Annotated in this window: 25 protein-coding genes, 1 tRNA gene and 1 pseudogene; 22 read left to right on the top strand and 5 right to left on the bottom strand. The window is 24.1% G+C overall.

The features are described from left to right. The first annotated feature begins 14 nt into the window (after window positions 1–14). Window positions 15–2,012 carry a transketolase gene (gene tkt / locus D9V62_RS00470; RefSeq protein ID WP_158339861.1) on the top strand — a complete coding sequence of 666 codons (1,998 nt, stop codon included), beginning with the start codon at window positions 15–17 and terminating at the stop codon, window positions 2,010–2,012. A gap of 97 nt (window positions 2,013–2,109) precedes the next feature. After that, window positions 2,110–3,237 carry a succinyl-diaminopimelate desuccinylase gene (dapE, locus tag D9V62_RS00475; protein ID WP_158339862.1) on the top strand — a complete coding sequence of 376 codons (1,128 nt, stop codon included), beginning with the start codon at window positions 2,110–2,112 and terminating at the stop codon, window positions 3,235–3,237. A 117-nt stretch (window positions 3,238–3,354) separates the two neighbouring features. On the opposite strand, the gene D9V62_RS00480 is transcribed toward dapE, so the two are convergent. The 3 genes from D9V62_RS00480 to aroC all read right to left on the bottom strand — a co-directional run bounded on the left by D9V62_RS00480 (window position 3,355) and on the right by aroC (window position 6,078). After that, window positions 3,355–3,543 carry a hypothetical protein gene (locus D9V62_RS00480; protein WP_261979502.1) on the bottom strand — a complete coding sequence of 63 codons (189 nt, stop codon included), beginning with the start codon at window positions 3,541–3,543 and terminating at the stop codon, window positions 3,355–3,357. Between the two features lie 61 nt (window positions 3,544–3,604). Then, complete coding sequence (gene dapA, locus D9V62_RS00485) at window positions 3,605–4,480, bottom strand: 4-hydroxy-tetrahydrodipicolinate synthase (RefSeq protein ID WP_158339864.1); 876 nt, start codon at window positions 4,478–4,480, stop codon at window positions 3,605–3,607. Window positions 4,481–5,004: 524 nt separating this feature from the next. Beyond that, window positions 5,005–6,078: a chorismate synthase gene (gene aroC / locus D9V62_RS00490; protein WP_158339865.1), complete on the bottom strand. Its 1,074-nt coding sequence runs from the start codon at window positions 6,076–6,078 to the stop codon at window positions 5,005–5,007. A 204-nt stretch (window positions 6,079–6,282) separates the two neighbouring features. On the opposite strand from aroC, the pseudogene smrB reads away from it, so the two are divergent. From smrB to metG, 12 genes and pseudogenes are all read left to right on the top strand, one after another. Next, window positions 6,283–6,899: pseudogene (gene smrB, locus D9V62_RS00495) on the top strand (endonuclease SmrB). A 190-nt stretch (window positions 6,900–7,089) separates the two neighbouring features. Beyond that, a complete protein-coding gene (hisG, locus tag D9V62_RS00500) occupies window positions 7,090–7,989 on the top strand; it encodes an ATP phosphoribosyltransferase (protein WP_158339867.1) in 900 nt (299 codons plus the stop codon). A 6-nt stretch (window positions 7,990–7,995) separates the two neighbouring features. Next, complete coding sequence (hisD, locus tag D9V62_RS00505; RefSeq protein ID WP_158339868.1) at window positions 7,996–9,303, top strand: histidinol dehydrogenase; 1,308 nt, start codon at window positions 7,996–7,998, stop codon at window positions 9,301–9,303. Beyond that, the gene (gene hisC / locus D9V62_RS00510) at window positions 9,300–10,373 is read left to right on the top strand and encodes a histidinol-phosphate transaminase (protein WP_158339869.1); all 1,074 of its coding nucleotides are present in this window, start codon (window positions 9,300–9,302) and stop codon (window positions 10,371–10,373) included. The genes hisD and hisC overlap by 4 nt, the downstream gene beginning before the upstream one ends. Before the next feature lie 25 nt (window positions 10,374–10,398). Continuing rightward, on the top strand, window positions 10,399–11,460 hold the full coding sequence (gene hisB / locus D9V62_RS00515; RefSeq protein ID WP_158339870.1) for a bifunctional histidinol-phosphatase/imidazoleglycerol-phosphate dehydratase HisB: 1,062 nt from the start codon (window positions 10,399–10,401) through the stop codon (window positions 11,458–11,460). After that, the gene (gene hisH / locus D9V62_RS00520) at window positions 11,460–12,077 is read left to right on the top strand and encodes an imidazole glycerol phosphate synthase subunit HisH (RefSeq protein ID WP_158339871.1); all 618 of its coding nucleotides are present in this window, start codon (window positions 11,460–11,462) and stop codon (window positions 12,075–12,077) included. Before hisB ends, hisH begins: the two co-directional genes overlap by 1 nt. Then, a complete protein-coding gene (hisA, locus tag D9V62_RS00525; RefSeq protein WP_158339872.1) occupies window positions 12,058–12,792 on the top strand; it encodes a 1-(5-phosphoribosyl)-5-[(5-phosphoribosylamino)methylideneamino]imidazole-4-carboxamide isomerase in 735 nt (244 codons plus the stop codon). Before hisH ends, hisA begins: the two co-directional genes overlap by 20 nt. After that, window positions 12,774–13,550 (top strand): imidazole glycerol phosphate synthase subunit HisF, encoded by a 777-nt coding sequence (hisF, locus tag D9V62_RS00530; protein WP_158339873.1) that lies wholly within the window; start codon window positions 12,774–12,776, stop codon window positions 13,548–13,550. The genes hisA and hisF overlap by 19 nt, the downstream gene beginning before the upstream one ends. Then, a complete protein-coding gene (gene hisIE / locus D9V62_RS00535; RefSeq protein ID WP_158339874.1) occupies window positions 13,544–14,167 on the top strand; it encodes a bifunctional phosphoribosyl-AMP cyclohydrolase/phosphoribosyl-ATP diphosphatase HisIE in 624 nt (207 codons plus the stop codon). Before hisF ends, hisIE begins: the two co-directional genes overlap by 7 nt. Window positions 14,168–14,533: 366 nt before the next feature. Continuing rightward, window positions 14,534–15,949, top strand: coding sequence for an NADP-dependent phosphogluconate dehydrogenase (gene gndA, locus D9V62_RS00540; protein WP_158339875.1), 1,416 nt, complete (start codon window positions 14,534–14,536; stop codon window positions 15,947–15,949). A gap of 150 nt (window positions 15,950–16,099) precedes the next feature. Then, a complete protein-coding gene (gene dcd / locus D9V62_RS00545) occupies window positions 16,100–16,690 on the top strand; it encodes a dCTP deaminase (RefSeq protein ID WP_158339876.1) in 591 nt (196 codons plus the stop codon). Between the two features lie 108 nt (window positions 16,691–16,798). Next, a complete protein-coding gene (metG, locus tag D9V62_RS00550; protein ID WP_158339877.1) occupies window positions 16,799–18,442 on the top strand; it encodes a methionine--tRNA ligase in 1,644 nt (547 codons plus the stop codon). A gap of 32 nt (window positions 18,443–18,474) precedes the next feature. Here metG and tilS read toward each other — a convergent pair whose 3' ends face one another. Together tilS and D9V62_RS00560 are read right to left on the bottom strand one after the other, a co-directional pair. Beyond that, window positions 18,475–19,806, bottom strand: coding sequence for a tRNA lysidine(34) synthetase TilS (gene tilS, locus D9V62_RS00555; RefSeq protein WP_158339878.1), 1,332 nt, complete (start codon window positions 19,804–19,806; stop codon window positions 18,475–18,477). Window positions 19,807–19,838: 32 nt separating this feature from the next. After that, window positions 19,839–19,912 (bottom strand) — tRNA-Val (locus D9V62_RS00560). 128 nt (window positions 19,913–20,040) lie between these two features. Between D9V62_RS00560 and D9V62_RS00565 the strand changes: the two genes are divergently transcribed. The 8 genes from D9V62_RS00565 (at window position 20,041) to nth (ending at window position 26,454) form a co-directional block, all read left to right on the top strand. Then, entirely contained in the window at window positions 20,041–20,667 is a 627-nt protein-coding gene (locus tag D9V62_RS00565) for a riboflavin synthase subunit alpha (protein ID WP_158339879.1), read from the top strand. Between the two features lie 59 nt (window positions 20,668–20,726). Next, window positions 20,727–21,308 carry an electron transport complex subunit RsxA gene (gene rsxA, locus D9V62_RS00570; protein WP_158339880.1) on the top strand — a complete coding sequence of 194 codons (582 nt, stop codon included), beginning with the start codon at window positions 20,727–20,729 and terminating at the stop codon, window positions 21,306–21,308. Window positions 21,309–21,319: 11 nt separating this feature from the next. Next, entirely contained in the window at window positions 21,320–21,811 is a 492-nt protein-coding gene (locus D9V62_RS00575; protein ID WP_187312797.1) for an RnfABCDGE type electron transport complex subunit B, read from the top strand. Between the two features lie 82 nt (window positions 21,812–21,893). After that, on the top strand, window positions 21,894–23,456 hold the full coding sequence (rsxC, locus tag D9V62_RS00580) for an electron transport complex subunit RsxC (RefSeq protein WP_158339882.1): 1,563 nt from the start codon (window positions 21,894–21,896) through the stop codon (window positions 23,454–23,456). Between the two features lie 23 nt (window positions 23,457–23,479). Next, window positions 23,480–24,514 carry an RnfABCDGE type electron transport complex subunit D gene (locus D9V62_RS00585; RefSeq protein ID WP_158339883.1) on the top strand — a complete coding sequence of 345 codons (1,035 nt, stop codon included), beginning with the start codon at window positions 23,480–23,482 and terminating at the stop codon, window positions 24,512–24,514. Then, window positions 24,511–25,125 (top strand): electron transport complex subunit RsxG, encoded by a 615-nt coding sequence (gene rsxG / locus D9V62_RS00590; protein WP_158339884.1) that lies wholly within the window; start codon window positions 24,511–24,513, stop codon window positions 25,123–25,125. Before D9V62_RS00585 ends, rsxG begins: the two co-directional genes overlap by 4 nt. 5 nt (window positions 25,126–25,130) lie before the next feature. After that, window positions 25,131–25,829 (top strand): electron transport complex subunit E, encoded by a 699-nt coding sequence (locus tag D9V62_RS00595; RefSeq protein WP_158339885.1) that lies wholly within the window; start codon window positions 25,131–25,133, stop codon window positions 25,827–25,829. Next, window positions 25,822–26,454 carry an endonuclease III gene (nth, locus tag D9V62_RS00600; RefSeq protein WP_158339886.1) on the top strand — a complete coding sequence of 211 codons (633 nt, stop codon included), beginning with the start codon at window positions 25,822–25,824 and terminating at the stop codon, window positions 26,452–26,454. Before D9V62_RS00595 ends, nth begins: the two co-directional genes overlap by 8 nt. The last annotated feature ends 9 nt before the right edge of the window (window positions 26,455–26,463 follow it).

The following is a 26,463-nucleotide window of genomic DNA, read 5'->3' on the forward strand; positions in this document are numbered from 1 at the left end:
ATATGGAAAAATCTATGTATTTAGACAAAGAATTATCAAATGCAATTCGTATGTTAAGTATAGATGCCGTTCAAAATGCGAAATCAGGTCATCCTGGCATGCCTATGGGAATGGCTGACATTGCAGAAGTATTATGGAGATATTTTTTAAAACATAGCCCTAAAAATCCTAAATGGGATAATCGAGATCGTTTTGTATTATCTAATGGTCACGGTTCCATGTTGCTCTACAGTTTATTACATCTAACTGGATATGATTTATCAATAGAAGAAATTAAAAAATTTAGAACACTTAATTCTAAAACTCCAGGACATCCTGAAATAGAAGAAACACCTGGTGTTGAAACTACTACTGGTCCGCTAGGCCAGGGTTTAGCTAACGCTGTAGGAATGGCTATTGCAGAAAAAACATTAAGTGCTTATTTTAATCGATTAAATTTCGATATAGTGAATCACTACACTTGGGTTTTTGTAGGTGATGGGTGTTTGATGGAAGGAATTTCACATGAAGTTTGTTCTTTAGCAGGAACATTAAAATTAGGAAAACTAATTGTTTTTTATGATAGTAATGGTATTTCAATAGATGGAAAAATATCAAATTGGTTTACAGATGATACAGTAATGCGTTTTAAGTCTTATAATTGGCATGTAATAGATAAAGTTAATGGTCATGATTCAAAGTCTATTATGAATAGCATTAAACAAGCAATGTGTATCAAAGATCAACCTTCTATTATTATTTGTAATACTATTATTGGTTTTGGATCACCGAATAAATCAGGTACATCAGAGTCTCATGGTGCTCCGCTTGGGGAATTTGAAATTAATTTAACAAGAAAAAACTTAAAATGGAAATATTTACCTTTTGAGATTCCTAAAGAAATTTATGAAAAATGGAATTTTATTAAACAAGGCTTAGAATTAGAAAAAGAATGGGATAAAAAATTTGCTTTATATAAATTAGAATACCCTAAACTTGCAGAAGAATATTTAAGACGGTTTAGAAAAGAATTGCCTATAATATGGTATAAAAAAACTAATGAATATATTCTTGAATTACAAAATAACCCTAAAAATATTGCAAGTCGAAATGCTTCTCAAAATACTTTAGAAAAATTTGTAAAATTATTACCTGAGTTAATAGGTGGATCAGCAGATTTGTCTCCTAGTAATTTAACCATTTGTTCGTCTTCTAGTTCTATAACAGATAATCCATCTGGAAATTATATTCATTATGGTGTACGTGAGTTTGGAATGACTGCTATTGCTAATGGTATTGCACATCATGGTGGATTTATTCCATATACTTCAACATTTTTAATGTTTGTTGAATATGCAAGAAATGCTGTTCGTATGGCTGCCTTAATGAATACTAAACATATTTTTGTGTATACTCATGATTCGATTGGTTTAGGAGAAGATGGTCCTACTCATCAGCCAGTAGAGCAATTAGCTAATTTAAGAATGACTCCAAATATAGATGTATGGCGACCTTGCGATCAAGTAGAAACTGCAATCGCTTGGAAATTTGCAATTGAAAAAAAAGAAGGACCAACAGCATTAATTTTATCACGTCAAAATTTATTTCAATTTAACAGAGATAAAGAACAAATAAATAACATTACATATGGAGCATATATTTTATATGAATCTAAACAACCGATTGATATTATTTTTATATCTACTGGATCAGAAGTTGAAATTACATTACATGCTGCAAAAAAAATGATTTCCTTAGGTTATTCTGTACGTGTAGTCTCTATGCCTTCTACTAATGTTTTTGATCGACAAAAAAATGCGTATAAAGAGTTTGTATTACCTTCTTACGCTACTAAAAGAGTTGCAGTAGAAGCTAGTGCAAAAGACTTTTGGTATAAATATGTAGGAATAAATGGTTTAATTATTGGTATGGACACGTTTGGCAAGTCAGCTCCAGCCGATGTTTTATTTAAAAAATTTGGTTTTACTGTAGAAAATATAGTTGATCAATCAAAAATTTTTTTAAAACATTAATTTTTAACTATTATATAGTTATAAGGGGCTTTTTTAGCCCCATTTAAGAAAATTATAAAAAAGCTAAAATTATAAAAATTATTTTAAAGAGATAAATATGATTTGTTCAGTGACTGAATTAGCTAAAGAATTAATTCGCATTCCATCTATTAGCCCAAAAGACCTGGGTTGCCAAGATATTATGATAAATTTTTTATCTAATCTTGGATTTCAAATAAAAACAATCAATATTAATCAAACAAAAAATTTTTGGGCTACTAGAGGAATAGGCAAAACTTTAACATTTGCAGGTCATACAGATGTAGTTTCGCCTGGAGAATACAAAAATTGGAGTAATAATCCATTTGATCCTACAGTACAAGATGGATTATTATTTGGTAGAGGGGCATCAGATATGAAAGGTGCTTTAGCTGCTATGTTAATTGCATCGAAAAGATTTATAACAAAATATTCTAATTATAAAGGTCGTTTATCTTTTTTAATTACCTCAGATGAAGAATCTTCTGCGATTGATGGTACAAAAAAAGTAGTCGATTATTTAATTTCTAAAAAAGATATAATTGATTATTGTATAATAGGAGAACCTACTAGTTATACTAACATTGGTGATTGTATAAAAAATGGTCGACGTGGTTCTTTAACAGCTGATTTAAAAATTTTTGGTGTTCAAGGACATATCGCATATCCTCATTTAGCAGATAATCCAATTCATAAGGGTTTACCTATTATTTTAAAATTATTATCAATGCCATTAGATCAAGGTAATTCTTTTTTTGCTCCAACAAGTATAAACATCTCCAATATTCATGCAGGTGATGGAAGTAATAATATGATTCCAAATACTTTATTTATACAATTTAATTTTCGGTTCAGTAATGAAATATCTGAAAATCAAATAAAATTAAAATTTATAGAAATATTAGATCAAAATGATGTTAATTATTCCATAAAATGGAATTTATCGGGACTTCCTTTTATTACAAAAACAGGATTATTAACTAACACTGTAATGGAATCTATTTTAAATATTACTAAATTAAAACCAATATTATCTACAGAAGGTGGAACTTCAGATGGACGTTTTATCACTAAACTTAATGCACAAATAATAGAATTAGGATTACTTAACAAAACTATTCATAAAGTTGATGAACACGTTAAAATATCAGATTTAAAAATATTAACTTTAATTTATGAAAATATTATGACAAAGTTATTAATATAGAATAATAATGATGTATAACATATTTTATTATAAATGATGCAGAATATCTATTAAGATAATCTGCACCTATATATTTAAAATATAAATAATTTTTTTATATATTTTAGCCTAATTAGTTTATACAGGAGGAAATATATTATTTTTTTCTTTTTTTAAATCTTCTTCCGTGTAAGGTATTTTATATTCTTGATCTTCAGTCGGAATATTTATTCCTTTCGGAATAACTAGTTTATTAAATTGATTTTGATTATTTTTATTAAATAAAAAATTATGATTTTCTGAAATATCTAAATTACAAGAAGTCATTAAAAATATAATAAAAATTTTTAAAATGATTATTTTTATTTGAAAACAAAATTTGTTTTTATTAAAGATTAGCATATTTCAGTGCTTTTTCAAGTTGAACCTGTCCATTAGATGAAATTGGAGTCATTGGTAAACGAAGCGTATCATGTTTTATTAAACCCATTTTTTTCGCTAGCCATTTAATTGGAATTGGATTTGGTTCTACAAATAATGCTTCATGTAATAAAGATAATCTTTTATTTATATATCTTGCATTCATAAAATCACCTTTTAATGCATATGAACACATTTTCATCATTTCTTTCGCAGCAATATTTGCGGTAACTGATATTACTCCTTGACCACCTAATTGAATAAAATCTAATGCTGTTGCATCATCACCACTAATTAATAAAAAATTATCTTTTACTATGTTTTTTATTGTATTAATTCTTGATAAATCTCCAGTTGCTTCTTTAATTCCAATAATATTATTAAGCCGAGATAAACGGGCAATAGTTGATGGAAGTAAATCGCATCCTGTACGACTAGGAACATTATATAAAATTTGTGGTAATTCTGTGTTTTCCGAAATAGCTTTAAAATGTTGATATAATCCTTCTTGAGTAGGTTTATTATAATATGGGGTTACAGTTAAACAGGCTGCAACTCCAGAATTTTCAAATCTTTTTGTTAAAGATATAGCTTCAGTTGTTGCATTTGCACCTGTTCCTGCAATAATAGGAATTCTTTTATTTGCAATTTCTAATGTTGACATAACAACTTTAATATGTTCTTCTTGACTTAAAGTTGCTGATTCCCCAGTTGTTCCAATAGAAACAATTGCTGTTGTTTTGTTCAATATATGATAGTCAATTAAATTTTTTAAGCTAGAATGACAAATTTTTCCTGATTTATTCATTGGTGTAATTAAAGCAACAATACTTCCTGTGAACATTAGTTTTATTTTCCTCCATAAAAAATATTTTATGGTATATTTTGTTCAAAATATAAAATTAATTAAATAAAAATTATAAATATAATATTTCTAATTATTTAATAAATTTCTATAATTTTTGTATATTTTTTTTATTTATATCATATATAATATTATTTTTAATATATTTTAAAAAATTTGTATTCCATATTCAATTAATATTCTTAATATTAAAATTTATTTAAAAAGAATTAATTTTAATTTTAGAATATATTTATATTTTATAACATTTATTAAATTATTAAAAAATATTATTTTTTTATTTTAAAAGTATAATTTTTTCAATTACACGTTATAAAGTGTACTATGCAAATCTATTTTAAAAAATAGAATTTTTAGTTTTTTTAGTAAAAATATACTTAATTTTTTTTTACAGATCTAAAAATATAAAAAAATAAAATATTAATACTATTATACTTTTATTAAAATGTTTATATATAACTAAACGTACTAATATGAGTAAAAAGAAATCATTTTATAAAATTTTATATATTCATTATTTTATTACATTGTGCTCTAAATCTGAGCATATGATCCATAATTACAATTGCAACCATTGCTTCAGTTATTGGTGTTGCTCTGATCCCTACACATGGATCATGTCGACCTTTTACAATAATTTCAGATTCTTTATTATTAATATCCACTGTTTTGCCTGGGATTCGTATACTTGAAGTAGGTTTAAAAGCTGCTTTTAATATAATATTTTCACCATTACTAATACCCCCTAAAATTCCACCGCAATGATTACTTTTAAATCCATTAGGAGTCATTTCATCTCGGTTTTGACTTCCTTTTTGGTTTACTACTGAAAAACCATCGCCAATTTCCACTCCCTTAACTGCATTAATACTCATTAATGCATGTGCTAAATCTGCATCTATACGATCAAATACCGGTTCTCCAAGTCCTATAGGAACATTCTCAGCAACAATTGTTATTTCGGCACCAATTGAATCACCTATTTTCTTTAATTTTTTAATTAATTCTTTTATTTCTTCAATTTTTTTTGGATTAGCACAGAAAAAAGGATTTTTATTTACTTCTTCCCATGAATCAAATGAACATTGAATATTACCTATTGCTGATAAATATGCTCGAATTATTATGCCATATTTATTTTTAAGATATTTTTTTGCAATAGCTCCAGCTGCAACTCGCATAGCAGTTTCACGTGCTGATGATCTTCCACCTCCTCGGTAATCTCTAATACCATATTTCTTTTCATAAGTATAATCAGCATGTCCTGGTCTAAATAAGTGTTTTATTTCTTTATAATCTTGAGATCTTTGATCAATATTTTTAATAATTAAACCAATACTTGTACCTGTTGTTAAACCATTAAATACTCCAGAAAGTATTTCTACTTGATCTAATTCAGATCTTTGTGTAGTATATCTAGAACTACCTGGTTTTCTGCGATTTAAATCATTTTGTAAATCATTAGAAGATAATTTTAAACCTGGTGGAACACCATCTACTATACACCCCAATGCTGTTCCATGTGATTCACCAAAAGTTGTTACACAAAATATCTTACCGATTGTATTTCCAGCCATATTTTTCTTCTTTTTTATTCATTTGTAAATAATACAACTATACAGAAAAAAAATAAAAAAATAATCTTTTTGTTAAATAGTCTTAAGGATAAAATTTTTATTTGTTGTTTTTATAAAAACTAAATTATATAATCAAAAAAAATATTTATTAAAATAATGATTCTAAACACTTTATATTTATTTGCGATTTGGTAATAAATAATTATGAATAAAAATCGAGAATATTCTAATAATAGAAATATTTCATTTCGTCAATATTTAAATGATACACGTGAAATAGTACAAGATAAAATTTTTCATTCAAGAACAAGTAAAGTAGTAAATCAAAACATAATATCAAAAAGAAATATTTTTGAGCAAGAAGCTCATAGTTATTATTTTTCTTGTTTGCAGAATGAAAAAATTTTTTTTAAAGAAAATCCAGTGTCTTATATGCGTAGTAAAAATTCAAATAATATTTTAAAACGATTAAAAAAAGGAAAATATTCACCTGATATATCTCTTGATTTACATGGGTTAACACAATATCAAGCACAAAAAAAATTAGGTCAACTTATTACTATATGTCAAAAAGAAAAAATTTTTTGTGCTCATGTTATACATGGATATGGAAAAAATATTTTAAAACAGCAAATACCCTTTTGGTTATCTCAACATCCTGACATAGTTGCTTTTCATCAAGCACCTAGAGTTTTTGGAAATGATGCTGCTATTATAGTTATTATTGAAATATACAATTAAAAAAAATAAATTTGAATATTTTTTTAAATATATTTCACATTTTTCAACTTAAAAAAATTTATATAACTAATTTATGTTAAAAATAAATAGTAATTTTAAAAATTATATCTTTTTTAATTTCAACAAAATACGTATAAAACAAACTATTAATAAATAATATTTTTTAAAATAAAAATTTTTAAAACCCTTATTTTTTGGGTTTTTTTATTTTTTAAAAGAGCTATTTTATAAATTTATTTTTGAATATAAAAATATTTCAGGATTTTGAATATGTTAAATAATAATCGTCTACGTATAGCTATGCAAAAAACCGGTCGTTTAAGCAGTGAATCTATAAAGTTATTAATATCATGTGGAATAAAAATTAATTTAAAACAGCAGAAATTAATAGCTTTTGCTGAAAACATGCCTCTAGATGTTATGCTCGTACGTGATGATGATATTCCAGGTTTAGTAATGGATGGAGTAGTCGATTTAGGTATAGTAGGAGAAAATGTTTTAGAAGAAGAGTTACTAAATCGAAAATCACAAAATTTAGATAGTTCTTATATTACCTTAAGACGTCTTGACTTCGGTATTTGCAGACTATCTCTTGCAATTCCTATTAATACTTCTTATATTAATATAGAGTCTTTAAAAAATGTTAGAATAGCCACTTCATACCCTCACTTGTTAAAAAAATATCTAGATAAAAAAAACATTAATTTTAAATCTTGTATGTTAAACGGTTCTGTAGAAGTAGCACCTAGAGCTGGATTAGCTGATGCTATTTGTGATCTAGTTTCAACAGGAGCTACATTAGAAGCTAATGGATTACGTGAAGTTAAAGTTATATTTCGTTCACATGCATGTCTTATTTGTAAAACAGGAGATATTAATATTATTAAAAAAGAAGTAATTAATAAATTAATGACTCGTATTAAAGGTGTAATTAAAGCACGAGAATCAAAGTATATTATGTTACATGCTCCTATTAACAAGCTTGATGAAGTGATATCTTTGTTACGAGGTGCCGAAAGACCAACAATTTTAAAATTAGCTGGTGATGAAAATCGAGTAGCTATGCATATGGTCAGTAGTGAAACATTATTTTGGGAAACGATGGAAAAATTAAAATCACTAGGAGCTAGTTCAATTTTAGTTTTACCTATTGAGAAAATGATGGAGTAAAATTTTATGAAATATTTTAATACAATTGTTGATTGGAATAAGTTAAATTCTGATGAACAAGAAAACATTTTATTAAGACCTGCTTATTTTGAAAATAATGTTATTAAAAAAAAAGTAGAAGAAATAATTAAAAATGTCCAATCTTTAGGTGATCAGGCTGTAAAAAATTATACTAATTTATTTGATAAATGTTTATTACATAAGTTTCAATTATCCCAAGAATATATATCATCTACTTTGTTACAAATTGATCCTGTGTTACAAGAAGCAATTGCAGTTGCAGAAAATAATATTACATCTTTTCATAAAGCGCAAATTTTACCGGACACTGATATTGAAACACAAGTTGGAATAAGATGTCAGCAAATATATTTACCTTTAAATTCTATTGGCATTTATATTCCTAATGGAATAGCGCCTTTATTATCTACAGTATTAATGCTTGGGATACCTGCTAAAATTGCCGGTTGTAAAGAAATTATATTATGTTCTCCTCCACCAATTAGTCATGAAGTTATTTATGCTGCGCATACTTGTGGAATTAATAAAATATTTCAAATAGGTGGTGCACAAGCTATTGCTGCTTTAGCTTTTGGAACTGAAAGTATTCCTAAAGTAGATAAAATTTTTGGACCAGGTAATGCTTATGTCACTGAAGCAAAATTACAAGTTAGTTCTGTATTTAATGGCCCAGAAATAGATATGTTAGCAGGTCCATCAGAATTATTAATTATTGCTGATGAAACTTCTAATGCAGATTTTATTGCGGCTGATCTATTATCTCAAGCGGAACATGGAATATCTTCTCAAGTACTATTATTAACTTCTTGTGCTCAATTAGCTAAACAAGTTGTTTTATCTATTAATAAGCAATTAAAGAATTTTTTTAGATCATCTGATATATATATTGCTTTAAAAAATAGCGCAATAATTTTAACAAAAAGTGTTTTTGAATCTATTTATATATCTAATAGATATGCACCAGAACATTTAATTATTAATACAAAAGAACCAAGATCATTACTTCCTCATATATTGAATGCTAGTTCAATTTTTTTAGGGCCTTGGTCTCCTGAATCAGCAGGTGATTATGCTTCTGGGACTAATCACGTTTTGCCAACATATGGTAAATCTATTTCAAGTTCTGCTTTAGGTTTATCTGATTTTAAAAAACGTATATTAGTACAAGAATTAACATCTCAAGGATTTATGGACTTATCACATACTCTTCAAGTTTTATCTAAATCAGAAAAATTAGAGGCACATAATAATGCTGTTAAAATTCGGATAAATTTTTTCCAGGATAAATTATGAAGGATAAAATAATACATTTAGTTAGGTCAAATATAAAAGATTTACAACCTTATGAATCAGCAAGACGTATTGGAGGTAACGGTAAAATATGGTTAAATGCAAATGAATCTCCTATACCCAGTTCATTTACAACTAACATTACATTATTTAATCGTTATCCTGAATGTCAACCTAAGAATTTAATTTCTTCCTATGCTGATTATGTTGGTTTGTTAAATGATCAAGTTTTAGTAACTAGAGGCGCTGATGAGGGTATAGAATTATTAATTAAAGCTTTTTGTAATCCAGGAGAAGATGCAATTATTTATTGTCCTCCAACTTATGATATGTATGCTATAAATGCTAGAATTGCGAATGTTAAAATAAAAGAAATTCCTACCTTTAGAAATACTTGGCAAATAAATTTAGAAAAGATTGAATCTAATCTTAATAAAGTTAAATTAATATATATATGTAATCCAAATAATCCTACTGGAAATATTATTTTAAAAAAAGATATTATAAATTTATTAAAAATAACTTTAGAATGTGCTTTAGTTGTAATAGATGAAGCATATATAGAATTTTCCCCTAAAAATAGTATGATTGATTTTTTACAACAATATCCAAATTTAATTATTTTACGAACTTTATCTAAAGCATTTTCATTAGCAGGTATAAGATGTGGTTTTACTTTAGCGAATAAAGAGATTATTAATATTTTACATAAAGTAATTAGTCCATATCCAATTTCTACTATTGTTGCTGATATTGCTGTACAGTCTTTAAATAAAAACTCAATAAAAAATATGCAAGATAGAGTGTTAAAAATTAATTCAAATCGTAATTGGTTAGTTAATGAACTATCGAATATTTCTTTGGTAGAAAAAGTTTTTTATAGTAATGCTAATTATATTTTAGTTAAATTTCATATGTTTGAAAAAATATTTCAGCATCTATGGACAAATGGTATAATTTTAAGAAATCAAAATCATAAGATTTATTTAAATAAATGCTTAAGGATATCAATAGGATCTTATTCTGAATGTGTACGTTTAATTAAAGAAATTAAAATTTTATCTAACAGATAATATTTTAATCATAAGGTTGTTTAAAATGAAACAAAAAATATTATTTATTGATCGAGATGGCACGTTAATTGATGAGCCTAAAGATAACTTTCAAATTGATAAAATTAATAAAATTGTATTTAAAAAAAATGTAATTTCTTCACTTCTTAAATTAATGAAACTTGGTTATAAATTTGTTATGATTACAAATCAAGATGGATTAGGAACCAAATCGTTTCCATTAGAGGAGTTTAATATACCTCATTTTTTTATTTTAAATATTTTTAAATCAGAAGGAATAATATTTGAAGATATTTTAATTTGTCCACATTTTAAAAATGATAACTGTGAATGCAGAAAACCTAAAACTAAATTAGTAAAATCATGGTTAAATAAAATTAAAAGTCAATATAGTTATGTTATCGGTGATCGAAAAACAGATATGGATTTAGCAAAAAATATGAAATTACAGGGAATACAATATAAAGAAAAAACTTTTAATTGGCCAAATATTGTAACAAAAATTACACAGAATAATCGATGTGGAGAAGTATTTAGAACAACGAAAGAAACTTGTATACATGTAAAAGTATGGTTGGATTCTGAACATACCAGTAATATTAAAACAGGAATAAATTTTTTTGATCATATGTTAGAACAATTATCAGTACATAGTGGTATTTCTATTTATATAAAAGCTAAAGGAGACCTAAAAGTTGATGATCATCATACTGTGGAAGATACAGGTATTGCTTTAGGAGAAGCGTTATCACAAGCATTAGAAAATAAAAATGGCATATCTAGATTTGGTTTTGTTTTACCTATGGATGAAAGTGTAGCACAATGTACAATAGATTTATCAAATCGTGCATATTTAAATTTTAAAGGTTGTTTCCGACATCAAATAGTTGGGGATTTAAGTACTGATATGGTAGAACATTTTTTTTATTCCCTTTGTCAATCTATGCAAATTACTTTACATTTATCATTCAAAGGAAATAACGATCATCATTGTGTTGAAAGTTTATTTAAAGCATTTGGAAAAGTATTACGTCAAGCAATAAAAATAGAAGGGGAAACATTACCAACATCAAAAGGATTATTATAGTGAATATAGTTATATTAAATACTGGTTGTGCTAATTTAACTTCAATAAGAATAGCTATTAAACGATTAGGATATATACCTCAAATTACTTCTGATCCTAACTTATTGCTAAAATGTAAAAAACTTATAATACCTGGTGTAGGAACTGCTTCTGCAGTTATGAATGTTTTACATAAAAAAAATCTTATAAATATTATTAAAAATATGAAACAACCAGTTTTGGGAATTTGTCTTGGAATGCAAATTTTTTGTAAATTTAGTGAAGAATGTAATGGAACAAATACAATTGGGATTTTAAATAATTGTTCAACACATCTTTTAAAAAATTTAAATTTGTCTTTACCTCATATTGGTTGGAATTATATTACTTTTAATAAAATACACCCATTATTTAAAAACATTCAAAAAAAATCTAGATTTTATTTTGTTCATAGTTATATTGTACCAGTCAATAAATATACTTTAGCAACAAGTAATTATGGAATATCTTTTAGTTCTGTTATTCAAAAAAATAACTTCTTCGGAGTTCAATTTCATCCAGAAAAATCAGGTGATGTAGGAGCTCAATTACTAAAAAATTTTTTAGAGATATCATTTAATGATTATTCCAGCATTTGATTTCCTAGAAGGAAAAGCAGTTCGTTTACATCAAGGCAATTATTTAGAAAAAAAATTTTATGATATAGATTTATATCAAAATTTGATAAATTATAAAAAGCAAGGAGTAAAAATTATTCATTTAGTAGATTTAAATGGTACAAAAAATATAAAAAACAGACAATTGAATCTTTTAAAAGATATAATATCTTACACAAATATTCCTATTCAAATTGGTGGTGGGATACGAACCGAAAAAGATATAAACATGTTATTTAAATTAGGTTTTAAAAGAGTTGTTATTGGTTCTTCTGCAATAACCAATCAAATAGAAGTAAAAAAATGGTTAAGAATTTATGGCTCTAATAAAATTGTTTTAGCATTAGACGTTAAAATTATTAATAACATCAAAAAAATATCAATTAATGGTTGGTTACAAGACACTAATTTTACATTAGAAGAAATAATCGATATTTTTTCTTCTGAAAATTTGAAACATGTACTTTGTACAGATATATCTAAAGATGGTACTTTATCGGGTCCTAATATTACATTATATAAAGAAATTGTAAAAAAGTTCAAAAATATTAAATTTCAAGCATCAGGAGGAGTATCAACGTTATCTGACATAATTTCATTAAAACAAACACGCGTAAATAGTATTATTATAGGTCGTAGTTTGTTAGAAAAAAAATTTACGATAAAAGAGGCATTAAAATGTTGGCAAAAAGAATAATAGCATGTCTTGATGTGAGCAATGGAGTTGTGGTTAAAGGTGTTCAATTTAAAAATCATAAAATTGTAGGTGATATAATTCCTTTATCTGAACGTTATGCAAGAGAAGGTATTGATGAATTAGTTTTTTATGATATCACAGCTGCAACTAACAATACATTGGTTGATAGAAGTTGGATAGAAAAAGTTGCAGAAGTTATTAATATTCCCTTTTGTGTAGCAGGTGGAATTAAAAGTGTAGAAGATGTAAAAAATATACTATCTTTTGGTGCTGATAAAATATCAATTAATTCTGCTGCATTAATTAATCCTACTTTGATTAATAGAATTGCAGAACGTTTTGGTATACAATGTATAGTTGTAGGAATTGATTCATGGTTTGATAAATTAAATCAATGTTATATGGTTCAACAATATACAGGTAATATTAATCGTACTTACCAAACTAATTGGAAAACATTTGATTGGATAAAACAAGTTCAAAAAAATGGCGCTGGAGAAATTGTTTTAAATATGATGAATCAAGATGGATTGCAAAATGGATATGATTTATTACAATTAAAGCAAATGAGAAAAATATGCAAAGTACCTTTAATTGCATCAGGTGGTGCTGGAAATTTAGATCATTTTTATGAAGCATTATTTTATGCTAATGTTGATGGTGTATTAGCTGCTTCTGTCTTTCATAAAAATATAGTTAGTATAAAATTATTAAAAGATTTTTTAATTAAACGAGGAATAGAAATTCGACAATGTTAAATAAACAAAAAAAAATATTAAAATTAGATTGGTATAAAACTAATGGTATGATTCCAACAATAATACAAGATTATTTATCCAATGAAGTTTTAATGCACGGTTATATGAATGAAGAATCATTATTAAAAACACAACAAGAAGGTTTTGTTACTTTTTATTCTCGTAGTAAAAAACGATTATGGACAAAAGGTGAAACTTCAGGAAATTTCTTGAGAGTAATAGAAATAACTACAGATTGTGATAATGATTCATTATTAGTATTAGCTGAATCTACCGGAACAACATGTCATTTAAATAAAAAAAGTTGCTTTTTTTTACAAAATAATTATTTATCTTTTCTTGCTGAATTAGAAAGAATAATAGAAGATAGAAAAAATAATTATTTACAAAATTCATATACATCTAATTTATATAAATCTGGAACTCAACGAATAGCACAAAAAGTAGGTGAAGAAGCTGTAGAAACAATATTAGCTGCAATGAAAAAAGATACAAACGAATTAATTAACGAATCCTCAGATTTAATTTATCATTTAATTGTATTATTACATGATCAAAATTTAAATTTTAATTTAATTATTGAAAATTTAAAACAAAGAAAAATAACAAGATTATAAAATTTGTATTCTTAAATTAAATAATTTTTTATAAAATAATTCATAAAAACAATATTTTACTTATAATATTTTAAGTTTATTTTAATTTCAAAAAATTTCAATAAAATTAACATATATATAATATATGTAAATTTTTCTTATTGTATAAATCAAATCTAATAAAAAATAACATAAAACATTTATATAATTAAAAGATATACAATTAATTTTATCATTGTAACCATCTTTATTTTTTATATATTTATTAAAATATTTTTATTCTAAAATGCAAATTGAAAATAATTATAATATCATTTATTGTATAAGAAATATAATTTAATAATATAATTTTAAATGAATAATACATTTTTAATACTGGAGAAAAAAATGTTAAAGCAACAAATTGGTGTTGTAGGTATGGCTGTAATGGGTCGAAATTTAGCATTAAATATTGAAAGTAAAAATTATCGTGTATCTATTTTTAATAGAACTAGATTAACAACAGAAGAAGTAATTAGAAAAAACAAAAAAAGAAATATTTTTCCATATTTTTCTATTAAAGATTTTGTTAATTCATTGACAAAACCAAGATGTATTTTATTAATGGTTAAATCAGGATCTCCTACAGATAATACTATTGCGTCTATTCTTCCTTATTTAGAAAAAGGAGATATATTAATTGATGGAGGTAATACTTTTTATAAAGATACTATTAGAAGAAATAATGATCTTCTTGAAAAAGGTATATATTTTATTGGAATGGGTGTTTCTGGAGGAGAATTTGGAGCATTATATGGTCCTTCTATTATGCCAGGTGGATCAAAAAAAGCATATAAACTTATTTCTGCAATTTTAAAAGATATATCTGCTAAATTTCAAGGAGAATCTTGTGTGACTTACATTGGTCCTGATGGTTCTGGACACTATGTAAAAATGATTCATAATGGAATTGAATATGGTGATATGCAATTAATTTCGGAATCATATTTAATTTTAAAAAATTTATTAAATTTAAGTAATGAAGAGCTTTCTAACACATTTTCAGAATGGAATAAAGGAGAGCTAAATAGTTATCTAATTGAAATAACGAAAAATATTTTTATTAAAAAAGATGAAAAAAATCGTTATTTATTAGATTTTATTTTAGATGAAGCAGAAGATAAAGGTACTGGAAAATGGATCAGTAAAAATGCTTTAGAGCTTCGAGAACCTCTTACATTAATTACAGAATCTGTTTTTTCACGGTATTTATCTTCACTTAAAAAACAACGTATTATTGCATCAAAAATATTAAAAGGTCCTACTTTAAAACATATATCACATGAGAATAAAAAAAAATTTATTGAAGAAGTTCGAAAAGCTCTTTATTTAGGTAAAATTATTTCTTATGCACAAGGTTTTGCTCAATTAAAAAAAGCGTCAGAAAAATATTCTTGGAATTTAAAATACGGTAAAATCGCTAAAATTTTTAGAGAAGGATGCATTATACGAGCTAGTTTTTTAGAAAAAATAACAGATGCATTTAATATTGATAATAATATAACTAATTTATTATTAACTCCTTATTTTTCAAAAATATCTAATGAATATGAAAAATCTTTACGAAATGTTGTTGTATATGGCATAAAATATGGTATTCCTATTCCTGCTTTTGCTTCTGCTATATCATATTATGATAGTTATCGCAATTCTTCTTCATCAGCTAATTTAATTCAAGCGCAAAGAGATTATTTTGGTGCACATACTTATAAAAGAACAGATAAAATAGGATACTTTCATACAGATTGGTTAATTAAAAAGTAATTTGATCTTCGGTTTTTTAATTCTTTGAAAATTAAATTAATTATATAATTTATTATGAGATAGCAGAAGATGTTCAAACATATCTATCTGCTATTAATTATTTTATAATTTAGATATAAATATAAAATATATATGATAGGAGAAAAAATTATGCGTTTATGTGATCAAGATATTGAAAAATGGTTAGTTACAAAAAAATTAATTATTACACCTTATCCTAAAAAACAACTCATTAATGGAGTTACTGTGGATATACATCTAGGAAATACATTTCGTATTTTTTGTGATCATACTATATCTTGTATTGATTTAAGTAGTTCACAAGAAAAAATTTCTAAGAATTTAAAAAAAGTAATGAGTAATGAAAAATTATTTTCTAAACAAAACCCTTTTTTTTTAAAACCAAAAGCTTTAGTATTATTTTCAACTTTAGAAAGTATTACCTTACCAGATAATTTAGTTGGTTGGTTAGATGGTCGTTCTTCTTTAGCCAGACTTGGATTAATGATTCATGTAACTTCCCATAGAATTGATCCTGGTTGGAATGGTAATATAGTTTTAGAAATTTTTAATGCTGGGAATTTAACGTTAGTATTAACTCCAAAAATAAAAATTGCTGCGTTAAGCTTTGAATTACTTGATAAATCAGTAATTCGTCCTTACAGTGCTCGTTATGAATCAAAATATAAAATGCAGACTGGAGTAGTACCTAGTCGTATTTATAAAGAAGAAGTATTTTAAGTGTTTAGATGTTTTCTTTAAAATTTATTTAGAGATTTTTATATAAATACTTTACGATTATTTTTTTGTATATTATATTATTTATTTTGATTAATGAAATATTATTTTATGCCTATTAAAATGAGAAAAATATTAGTTACTTGTGCTTTACCATATGCAAATGGTCCTATTCATATAGGACATATGCTTGAACATATTCAAGCAGATATTTGGGTTCGTTATCAAAGAATGCGAGGTCATGAAGTATGGTTTGTTTCTTCTGATGATGCACATGGTACTGCTATTATGTTAAGATCTAAAGATCTTAATATATCGGAAAAACAGTTAATTAGAAATATTCATAAAGAACATAAAACAGATTTTATGAATTTTAATATTTCTTATGATAATTATCATACTACACATAGTATAGAAAATTTATTTTTACTTAGAAAAATATTTTCTTCTTTAAATAATAAAAATCTTTTAAATAAAAAAACAATTTTTCAATTTTATGATAATAAAGAAAAAATATTTCTTCCAGATAGATTTATTAAAGGTACATGTCCTATTTGTTATACAGAAAATCAATATGGAGACACTTGTGAAATATGTAGTTCAATTTATGAACCTAAAGATCTAATAAATTCTGTTTCAGCAATTTCAGGTACACCTCCAATTTTAAAAAAGACTGAACATTTATATTTTAATTTACCAATTTTTTCAGATATGTTAAATAAATGGATATATTCAGGTGTTTTAGATAATTCTGTAATAAATAAAACAGAAGAATGGTTACAATTAGGTTTAAAAAAATGGTGCATTTCTCGTGATGCTCCATATTTCGGATTTAAAATCCCAAATTTTTCTAATAAATATTTTTATGTTTGGATGGATGCTCCTATTGGTTATATAAGTGCATTTAAAAATCTTTGTTTAAAAAATAAAAATATAAATTTTAATGAATTTTGGAATAAAAATTCAAAATGTGAATTATATCATTTTATTGGTAAAGATATTATTTATTTTCATACATTATTTTGGCCTTCAATATTAGAAGCATCTTCTTTGCGAAAACCTAACGGTATTTTTGTACATGGTCATCTAACAATAAATGGATTAAAACTGTCAAAATCTAGAGGTTTTTTAATTAAAGCATCGGATTGGCTAAAACATTTTGATTCTGATAGTTTACGTTACTATTATGCAAGTAAGTTAACAAGCAATATTAATGATATTGAAATGAATTTAGATCATTTTATGTATAAAATAAATAGCGATATTGTAAATAAATTAATAAATTTAGCTTCAAGAAGTGCTAGTTTTATTAATAAATATTTTAATGGATATTTATCTGATACGTTAGATGATTATGATTTATACGATTCTTTTGTTAATGCAAGCAAAAAAATTGAGGGTTTTTTTGAAAATAGAGAATTTAGTTTAATTGTTCGAAGTTCTATGAAATTATTAGATGTTGCAAATAAATATATAAATGAAAAAAAACCTTGGACAATTCAAGAAAATGTAAAAAGAAATAATACATTGCATATGATTTGTACTATGGGTATTAATTTATTTAGAATAGTTATGACTTTTTTAACACCTATTATACCTATTTTATCTAAAAAAATAGAGCTGTTTTTAATGTCAAATCTTATATGGAATGATATTAGTAAACCTTTACTGTCTCAAAAAATAACAGATTTTCCAAGATTATATGAAAGAATAAGTTCTGATAAAATATTACAATTATTGAAGCTATCTAAATAATTTTTTAAATATTTTAAAATATATAAATAATTTTAATTAAATATAAAGTTATCATAATAATTTAATTGAATACTATTTATCCAAGATATATTCCATTCATTTTGATTTTCTTTTTTTATATTTTGATTAACGACAAATACACCTAATGCGCTAACTAATTGATTATTATAAAATAAAAGAGGAATTTGATTGCGTAACCAAGGAGGAATATTATATTCTTGCCAAATTTTTTTAATATATTTTTGTTTATGTTTTCCTAAAATTAATATTTTACCATCACATTGAAATCGAATATTAATTAATTCACTATTTTGGGGTCTTGGTATATTCATACCTTCTGTATTATTTTTAATAATATATCCTAAATTATTAGGTAGAATTAATTTATGATTAGTATCATGCCAAAATACAATCATATTTTTGATATTTTTTTTTGTTTCAATAAAGTAAAGAGATTTTTTATAGCATCTAATTTCGTTTTTTTGAATAATTATTTTTAGATTAATATTTTTTTGACTGCATATAATTTCATTATATATACGTTGAATAGTTTTATATGATGGTGATTTAATGTTTTTCAAAGAAATCCAATATCGAATTAAAGCTTTACATACTTCTTCTTTTAAATCTTCAAAACTTTTAATATTTAAAGATTCGTTAAAATGAAGAAATTTTTGAATTTTTTCTTGTAAAAGTATATTTTTTAATTTAGTTTCTTCTTTACATATTTTTGTAGTGCGAAAGCAATTTTTTAAAAAAAAAGGCCATTTTTTTTCTAATATTGGTAAAACGTTATGTCTGATAAAATTGCGATCATAGTTTGTATTAAAATTAGTAAAATCTTCAATCCATATTAAATTATTTAAATTAGCCCATTTTTTTAACTCTTTTTTTGTTTTTGTTAAAAATGGACGAACAATTTTAGTTTTTCCAAAAATTGTTTCATTAGACATTGCAGATAATCCTGTAGGACCACTGCCCCGTTTTAGAGATAAAAATAATGTTTCACATTGATCATTCAAATGATGTCCTGTTAGTAGTATTTCATTATTAAATAAATGTTTGTAAATTAAGTTATATCTTTTAATACGTAATTGTTCTTCAATATTTTGTATAACGTTTACACTTATTTTTTCAATAATTAATGGTATATTATATTTTTTACAAGTATTGTAACAATGATCTTGCCATTTTTTTGAATTAGAATGAATGTTATGATTAATATGAATAGCACGTATGCTAATTTTAGGGTTAATTTGTTTTATTTTTAATAATTGATACAATAATACTGTAGAATCCATTCCACCACTATAAGCTATTAAAAATAATTTATATTTATATTTTTTTATAATATCTTGAATCAATTAAAATCGCCTGATATTAAATATATTTTTATTACGTTCGAGTGGACTTGAACCACCAACTTCCACCATGTCATAGTGGTGCTCTAACCAATTGAGCTACGAACGTGAATTTTAAATAATTATTTTATATTTTATCATAAAAATATTTTTTATCTATTAAAATATATATTAATTTTTAAATAAATTTTTAAATAAAATAAATGTTATTAGATAATATTAAATTAAGGATATTTTATGTTTACAGGTATTGTTGGTGGAATTGCTCAAGTTGTATCTATAGATAAGAAAAAAAAATTACATACTTATACAATTAATTTCCCAGCTGCTTTATTAAAAAAATTACGACTTGGAGCTTCAGTTTCACATAATGGATGTTGTTTAACAGTAAAAAAAATTAATCGTTTTGATATAACTTTTGATATCATGCAGATAACACTTCAACATACTAATTTAGGATATTTAGATATAGGTGATTATATCAATATTGAAAGATCTGTTAAATACGGTGATGAAATTGGAGGACATATAGTATCTGGTCATATTATGAATACAGCTGAAATTTCTAAAATATTAAAATTAGATAATAATTATATTATATGGTTTAAAATAAATAATATATCTTTACTGAAATATCTTTTTTACAAAGGTTTTATTTGCATAGATGGTATCAGTTTAACTATTGTTAATATTGTTAAAAATGAATTTTGCGTAAGTATAATTCCAGAGACTTTGTCCTCAACAATAATAGGTCATAAAAAAATTGGAGAATTAGTTAATATTGAAATTGATTTATATACTCAAATTACTGTCGATACAACAGAGCGTTTACTTCAAAAAAACTTTTTTCTTTCATATAAATAATTTATTTTTCTTTTATATATTATTTGATAATATTTTATTTTGATAAATGGAAATTATAAATGAAGAATTATTTTCTATTTTTTATATCAAATATATTAATTGATAACTTTATTTTAGTAAAGTTTCTTGGTTTATGTCCTTTTACAGGAGCATCAAATAAGTTAGAAGTCTCAATTGGAATTAGTTTTGCTACTACTTTTGTTATATTTATATCTACTATTATTTTATGGTGTATTAATTTTTTAATTTTATCGCCATTCGATTTAGTTTACTTGAGAATTATTGTATATATGTTAATAATTTCTTTTTTTGTACAATTTTTAGAAACTATTTTATGTAATACTAGTCCTTTTTTATATCGTATACTTGGTATTTTTTTACCTTTAATTACAACTAATTGTGCAGTTTTAGCTATTCCTTTATTTTGTTTATATGAAAATTATACATTTTTAGAGTCAATACTTTATGCATTGAGTGCATCATTTGGTTTTTCTATAGTAATGATTATATTTTCAAGCATTAGAGAACGTATATTATTATCTGATATTCCTATAGTATTTAAAGGTTCCCCTATTGTTCTTATCACTATAAGTTTAATTTCCATTGTATTTATGGGTTTTAGAGGTTTAATAAAAGTTTAATTATGTTTATAATAATGATTATTTTAATTTTTTCTTCTTTATCTTTTTTATTAGGTTTAATACTATCATATTCTGATTATATTTTTCCTAAAACAATAGATCCTATTATAAATAAAATTAACGATATTTTACCTCAAAGTCAATGTGCACAATGTGGATATCCTGGTTGTTACCCTTATGCAAAAGCTATAATCAATGAAAATGAAAAAATTAATAAATGTATTCCTGGAGGAAGTGATTTAATATTTAAAATTAGTAAATTATTAAATTTAGATAAAAGTTTAGAGGATATTAATGTTCAAAATAAATCAATTTTATATACAACGGTCAAAATTGATGAAAACAATTGTGTAGGATGTTCTAAATGCGCTATTTTTTGTCCAGTAGATGCAATAATTGGAGCTCCTAACTTCATGCATACGGTAGTACAAAAGTTTTGTACTGGTTGTAATATCTGTGTATCACATTGTCCAACTAATTGTATTAAAATAATTGAAGAATAATATATTATGTTAAAAATTAAACTTATTTTAAAAAAATATTTGTGTCTAAATTTTTGGAAACGTTTAAAACGTTATTTTATAAATAAAAAAAAAATATAATTTTTCAGGTGGAATTACATGTATACCAATAAAAGAAGAACCAAATAAGTATATTATTAATTATGTTCCTTATCCAAAGGAATTTTTTATATATATTAAATATAATACTTTAAAACAAAGTATGTTAAGAGTAAAAATTAATCAGAAAGTACTATGCGGTGAACCCTTGACTTTTGGTGATTGTTTTAGTGTTCCTATACATTCTCCTACTTCAGGTAAGATTAAAAGTATAGAATTTAATTCTCACCATATTAATTTTAATAAAGCAAATATAAAAATTATTATTTCATCTGATTATTTAGATCAATGGATTAGATTAAAAAAAATTAATAATTATAAATTATATTCTGCTAAAAGCTTAATAAAAATTATTTATCAATCAGGCATTGTAGGACTTGGAGGTGCTCATTTTTCGTCTTCTAAAAAATTAATGTTAAGTGTTAATAAAGTACATACATTAGTTGTCAATGCAGTTGAAAGTGATCCTTGTATAACTTCTGACTATTGTTTAATAAATAATTGTTTAGAAGAAATATTAATAGGATGTGAAATTATATCTTGGATATCTAAAGTAAAAAAGATTTTAATTGTTATTCAAGAAGATAAAATTAAATTAATTTCTAAAATTCAATTATTAATTAGTAAAAAAACATTATTTAAAATATGTATTTTAAAAAAAAAATATCCTGGCGGAAGTAGTAAAATAATTATTAAATCTTTAACAGGAAAAGAAATTCCATATGGTAAACATTCTATAGATATAGGATATCTTATTTTTAATATTTCAACTGTATATGCTATTAAAAGAGCTATTATTAATGGAGAACCATTAATTCAGAGAATTGTTAGTGTATATAATTATGAAAATCATTTATCTAAAAATTTTTTAATTAAAATAGGAACTCCTATAAATTTTTTTTTAAATTATTTTAAAATTCAAAATAATTCAGATTACATGGTATATATAGGAGGTATATTTATGAAAGATTTATTAATTAATTTTAATTATTCGATCTCGAAAAATATTAATTCTATTTTAATAAAAAAAAAAATAAAAAAACTAAAAAAATCTATTAATTATTCATGTATTAATTGTGGTTATTGTGCTCAAGTATGTCCAGTTAATTTGCTTCCTCAAAAATTATATTTATATTCTAAAAATAATAATCACGAACAAACAAAAAAATCTTATATTATGGATTGTATTGAATGTAAAATTTGTGAAAAAATTTGTCCTAGTAATATTCCATTAGTTAAATATTTTAAGAAAGAAAAAAAAAATCAACATGAAATAAATATAGAAACATATCGAAAAAAAATATTTTTTGAACGTTTTCAATTACGAGAAGAAAGAATGATAAATCAAAAAAAAATTGTTTATAAAAATAAAAATTATTTTGATAATAAAAGCTTAATAGACTCTAATATTTTAAAAAAAGTATCAAACGAAGCATTTGTTAATAAGAAACAAATAGAAAAAAATATTAGAAAAGAAATATTACGGTCTTCAATAGAACGTATAAAACTAAAAAATAAAAACTTATAATCTTATCTTATAATAATATAAAAATGAATCTTCCTTATATATATGAAACTTATAGTGTAAAAAAAATGATGTTTTTTGTTCTTATAGCATCTATTCCAGCTATATTAACAGAATGTTATTTTTTTGGTATAGTTATATTAATACAAATATTATTATTTGTATTATTTTCTTTATTATTTGAGATAATAATATTAAAAATACGTGATAAGAATATTAAAGAGAATATATTAGACAATTCATCCGTTGTAACTGGAGTATTACTAGGTTTAAGTATTCCTTGTACATTAACGTGGTGGATGATAATGTTTAGTTCTTTTTTTGCAATTGTTATTGCTAAACATTTATATGGAGGTCTGGGACAAAACATATTTAACCCGGCTATGGTTGGATATGCTGTTTTATTAATATCTTTTCCTTTATATATGAGCTCTTGGAATAAAGAGAATACCAAGTTTTTTTCTATAAACAATATAAAATCTTCAATAGATAAAATTTTTTTTACAACAAATAACAGTGATTTTTTAGTAGATACTGATATTGAAAATTTTACAAAAGCAACTCCTTTGAATAACATTAAAAATCATTCTCATGTGTCTTATGATAATGCTTTAAAAAATTTCATTTCAAAAAATGAAAAAATAACTATTTTTTCATCTTGGAATTATATTAATTTAAGTTTTTTATTAGGTGGTTTTTTTTTACTATATAAAAAAATTATTTGTTGGCGTATTCCATTTAGCTTTTTATTTTCTTTATTTTTTTCTTCTACTATTAATTATTTATTTTCAATAGATTTTATTATTTCTCCATTGTTTCATCTTTTTTCAGGCGGAACAATGATTTGTGCATTTTTTATTGCTACTGATCCAGTGACAACTTCTTATAGTAATATAGGAAAAATAGTTTTTGGTTTAATAATTGGTTTGTTAGTTTATATAATTCGTAATTATAGTAATTATCCAGATGGAGTAGCTTTTGCAGTTTTATTTGGAAATATGCTTGTGCCATTAATAGATAATATTTTAAAAACATCTGGATATGGACATAAAAATATATGAAAGATTTTGAAAAAATATTAAAAAATTCATTTACAATGAGCTTTTTTTCTTTTTTATCTTTATGTATTGTTGGGTACGTACATTATATTACAAAAAATCAAATAAGAAATCAAAAAGAATACGAAAAAAAAATGTTTATTCAACAAGTAATACCTTATAAGATTTATGTTACTTTTAAAGAAAAAAAATATTTAGTAGATAATAAACTATTAGGAGATTCAAAAAAACACAACTTGTGGTTATTATTTCAAGATAAAGTGGCAAAAGTTGCTATTGTTGAAAGTACTGCTCCAGATGGATATTCTGGTTCAATTTATATATTAGTAGCAGCATATTTAAATGGTAAAATTATTGGTGTGAGAGTACTATCGCATAAAGAAACTCCTGGAATTGGAGATAAAATTGATATATCTATTTCTGATTGGATCACTAAATTTACAAATTTAAGTGTTATGAACTTACAAGATAATCATGTATTATTAAAAAAATACGGTGGTCAAATTGAACAATTTACAGGTGCAACTATTACACCACAAGCAGTTACTAATGCTGTAAAAAGAACAGTGATTTTTATAAAAAAAATACCATTAATATTTTCTTTAAAGAGATAAAATATATGGAATGGAAAAATTTTTTAAAAAATAGATTATGGACTAATAATTCTTCTTTAGTACAACTTTTAGGTTTATGTCCAGTTTTAGCTATGACAACTAATGTAGTAAATGCAATAGGATTAGGAATAGCTACAACATTTATATTAATTTTTACAAGTGGCATTATTTCTATATTTAAATATATCATACCTAAAAATATTAGAATTCCTATTTTTATGTTAATAATTTCTTCAATAGTTACTTGTATAGAAATGATATTGCATGCATACCAATTTAATTTATATAAATCATTAGGTGTTTTTATTCCTCTAATAGTAACAAATTGTATTGTAATTGGCAGAGCAGAAGCTATAGCTTATAAGAGTTCTATCTTGGTTTCTGTCTTAGATGGATTATTCATAGGCTTAGGATCAACATTTGCAATGTTTTTTATAGGTTCAATACGAGAAATATTAGGTCATGGAACTTTTTTATTTGGAATAAATAAAATTTTTAATGTTTTAGGAAATAATTATTTTTTTAATATATTAAATAAAAATACAACAATAATTTTAGCAATATCTCCTCCAGGAGGATTTTTAATATTGGGTTTTTTAATTGCTTTTAAAAATTATTTAGATAAAAATAAAATTAAAAATAAAAAAAAATGTTTAAAATGTATTAGTTTAAAATGTCAGGAACAACATAAAATATATGAATAAAAGTAAACGTTATAGTATTTTATCATTATTTTATATAAACCAACCTAATCCCATGACAGAGTTAATTTTTTCATCAGATTTTGAATTATTAATATCGTTAATATTATCTGCTCAATCAACCGATGTAATGGTAAATAAAATAACTTGTATTTTATTTAAAGTAGCTAATACTCCTGAAAGTATTTTACAATTGGGTATAAAAAGATTAAAATATTATATTAAAAATCTTGGTTTATATAATATTAAAGCTGTATATATTATTAAAATTTCTTATTTATTAATTAATAAATATAATAATCAAATTCCTAACAGTCGTATTGAACTTGAGTCCTTACCTGGCGTGGGTAGAAAAACTGCAAATATTATTTTAAATTTATTATTTGATCAAAAAACTATTGCTGTAGATACACATGTTTTTCGAGTTTCTAATCGTACTGGTTTTGCCACAGGAAAAAATGTAATACAAGTTGAAAAAAAATTAATCAAAGTTGTTCCATCTATATTTAAAAAAAACGTTCATTTTTGGTTTGTTTATCATGGACGTTACATTTGTAAAGCACGGAAAAAACAATGTGATATTTGTTTGATAAGCAAATTTTGTGAATTAACTAATAAAAACATATAAGATATGAAT

Origin of the sequence: Buchnera aphidicola (Aphis helianthi) (assembly GCF_005083845.1) — a bacterium.
In the GTDB taxonomy this organism is placed as follows: domain Bacteria; phylum Pseudomonadota; class Gammaproteobacteria; order Enterobacterales; family Enterobacteriaceae; genus Buchnera; species Buchnera aphidicola_AW.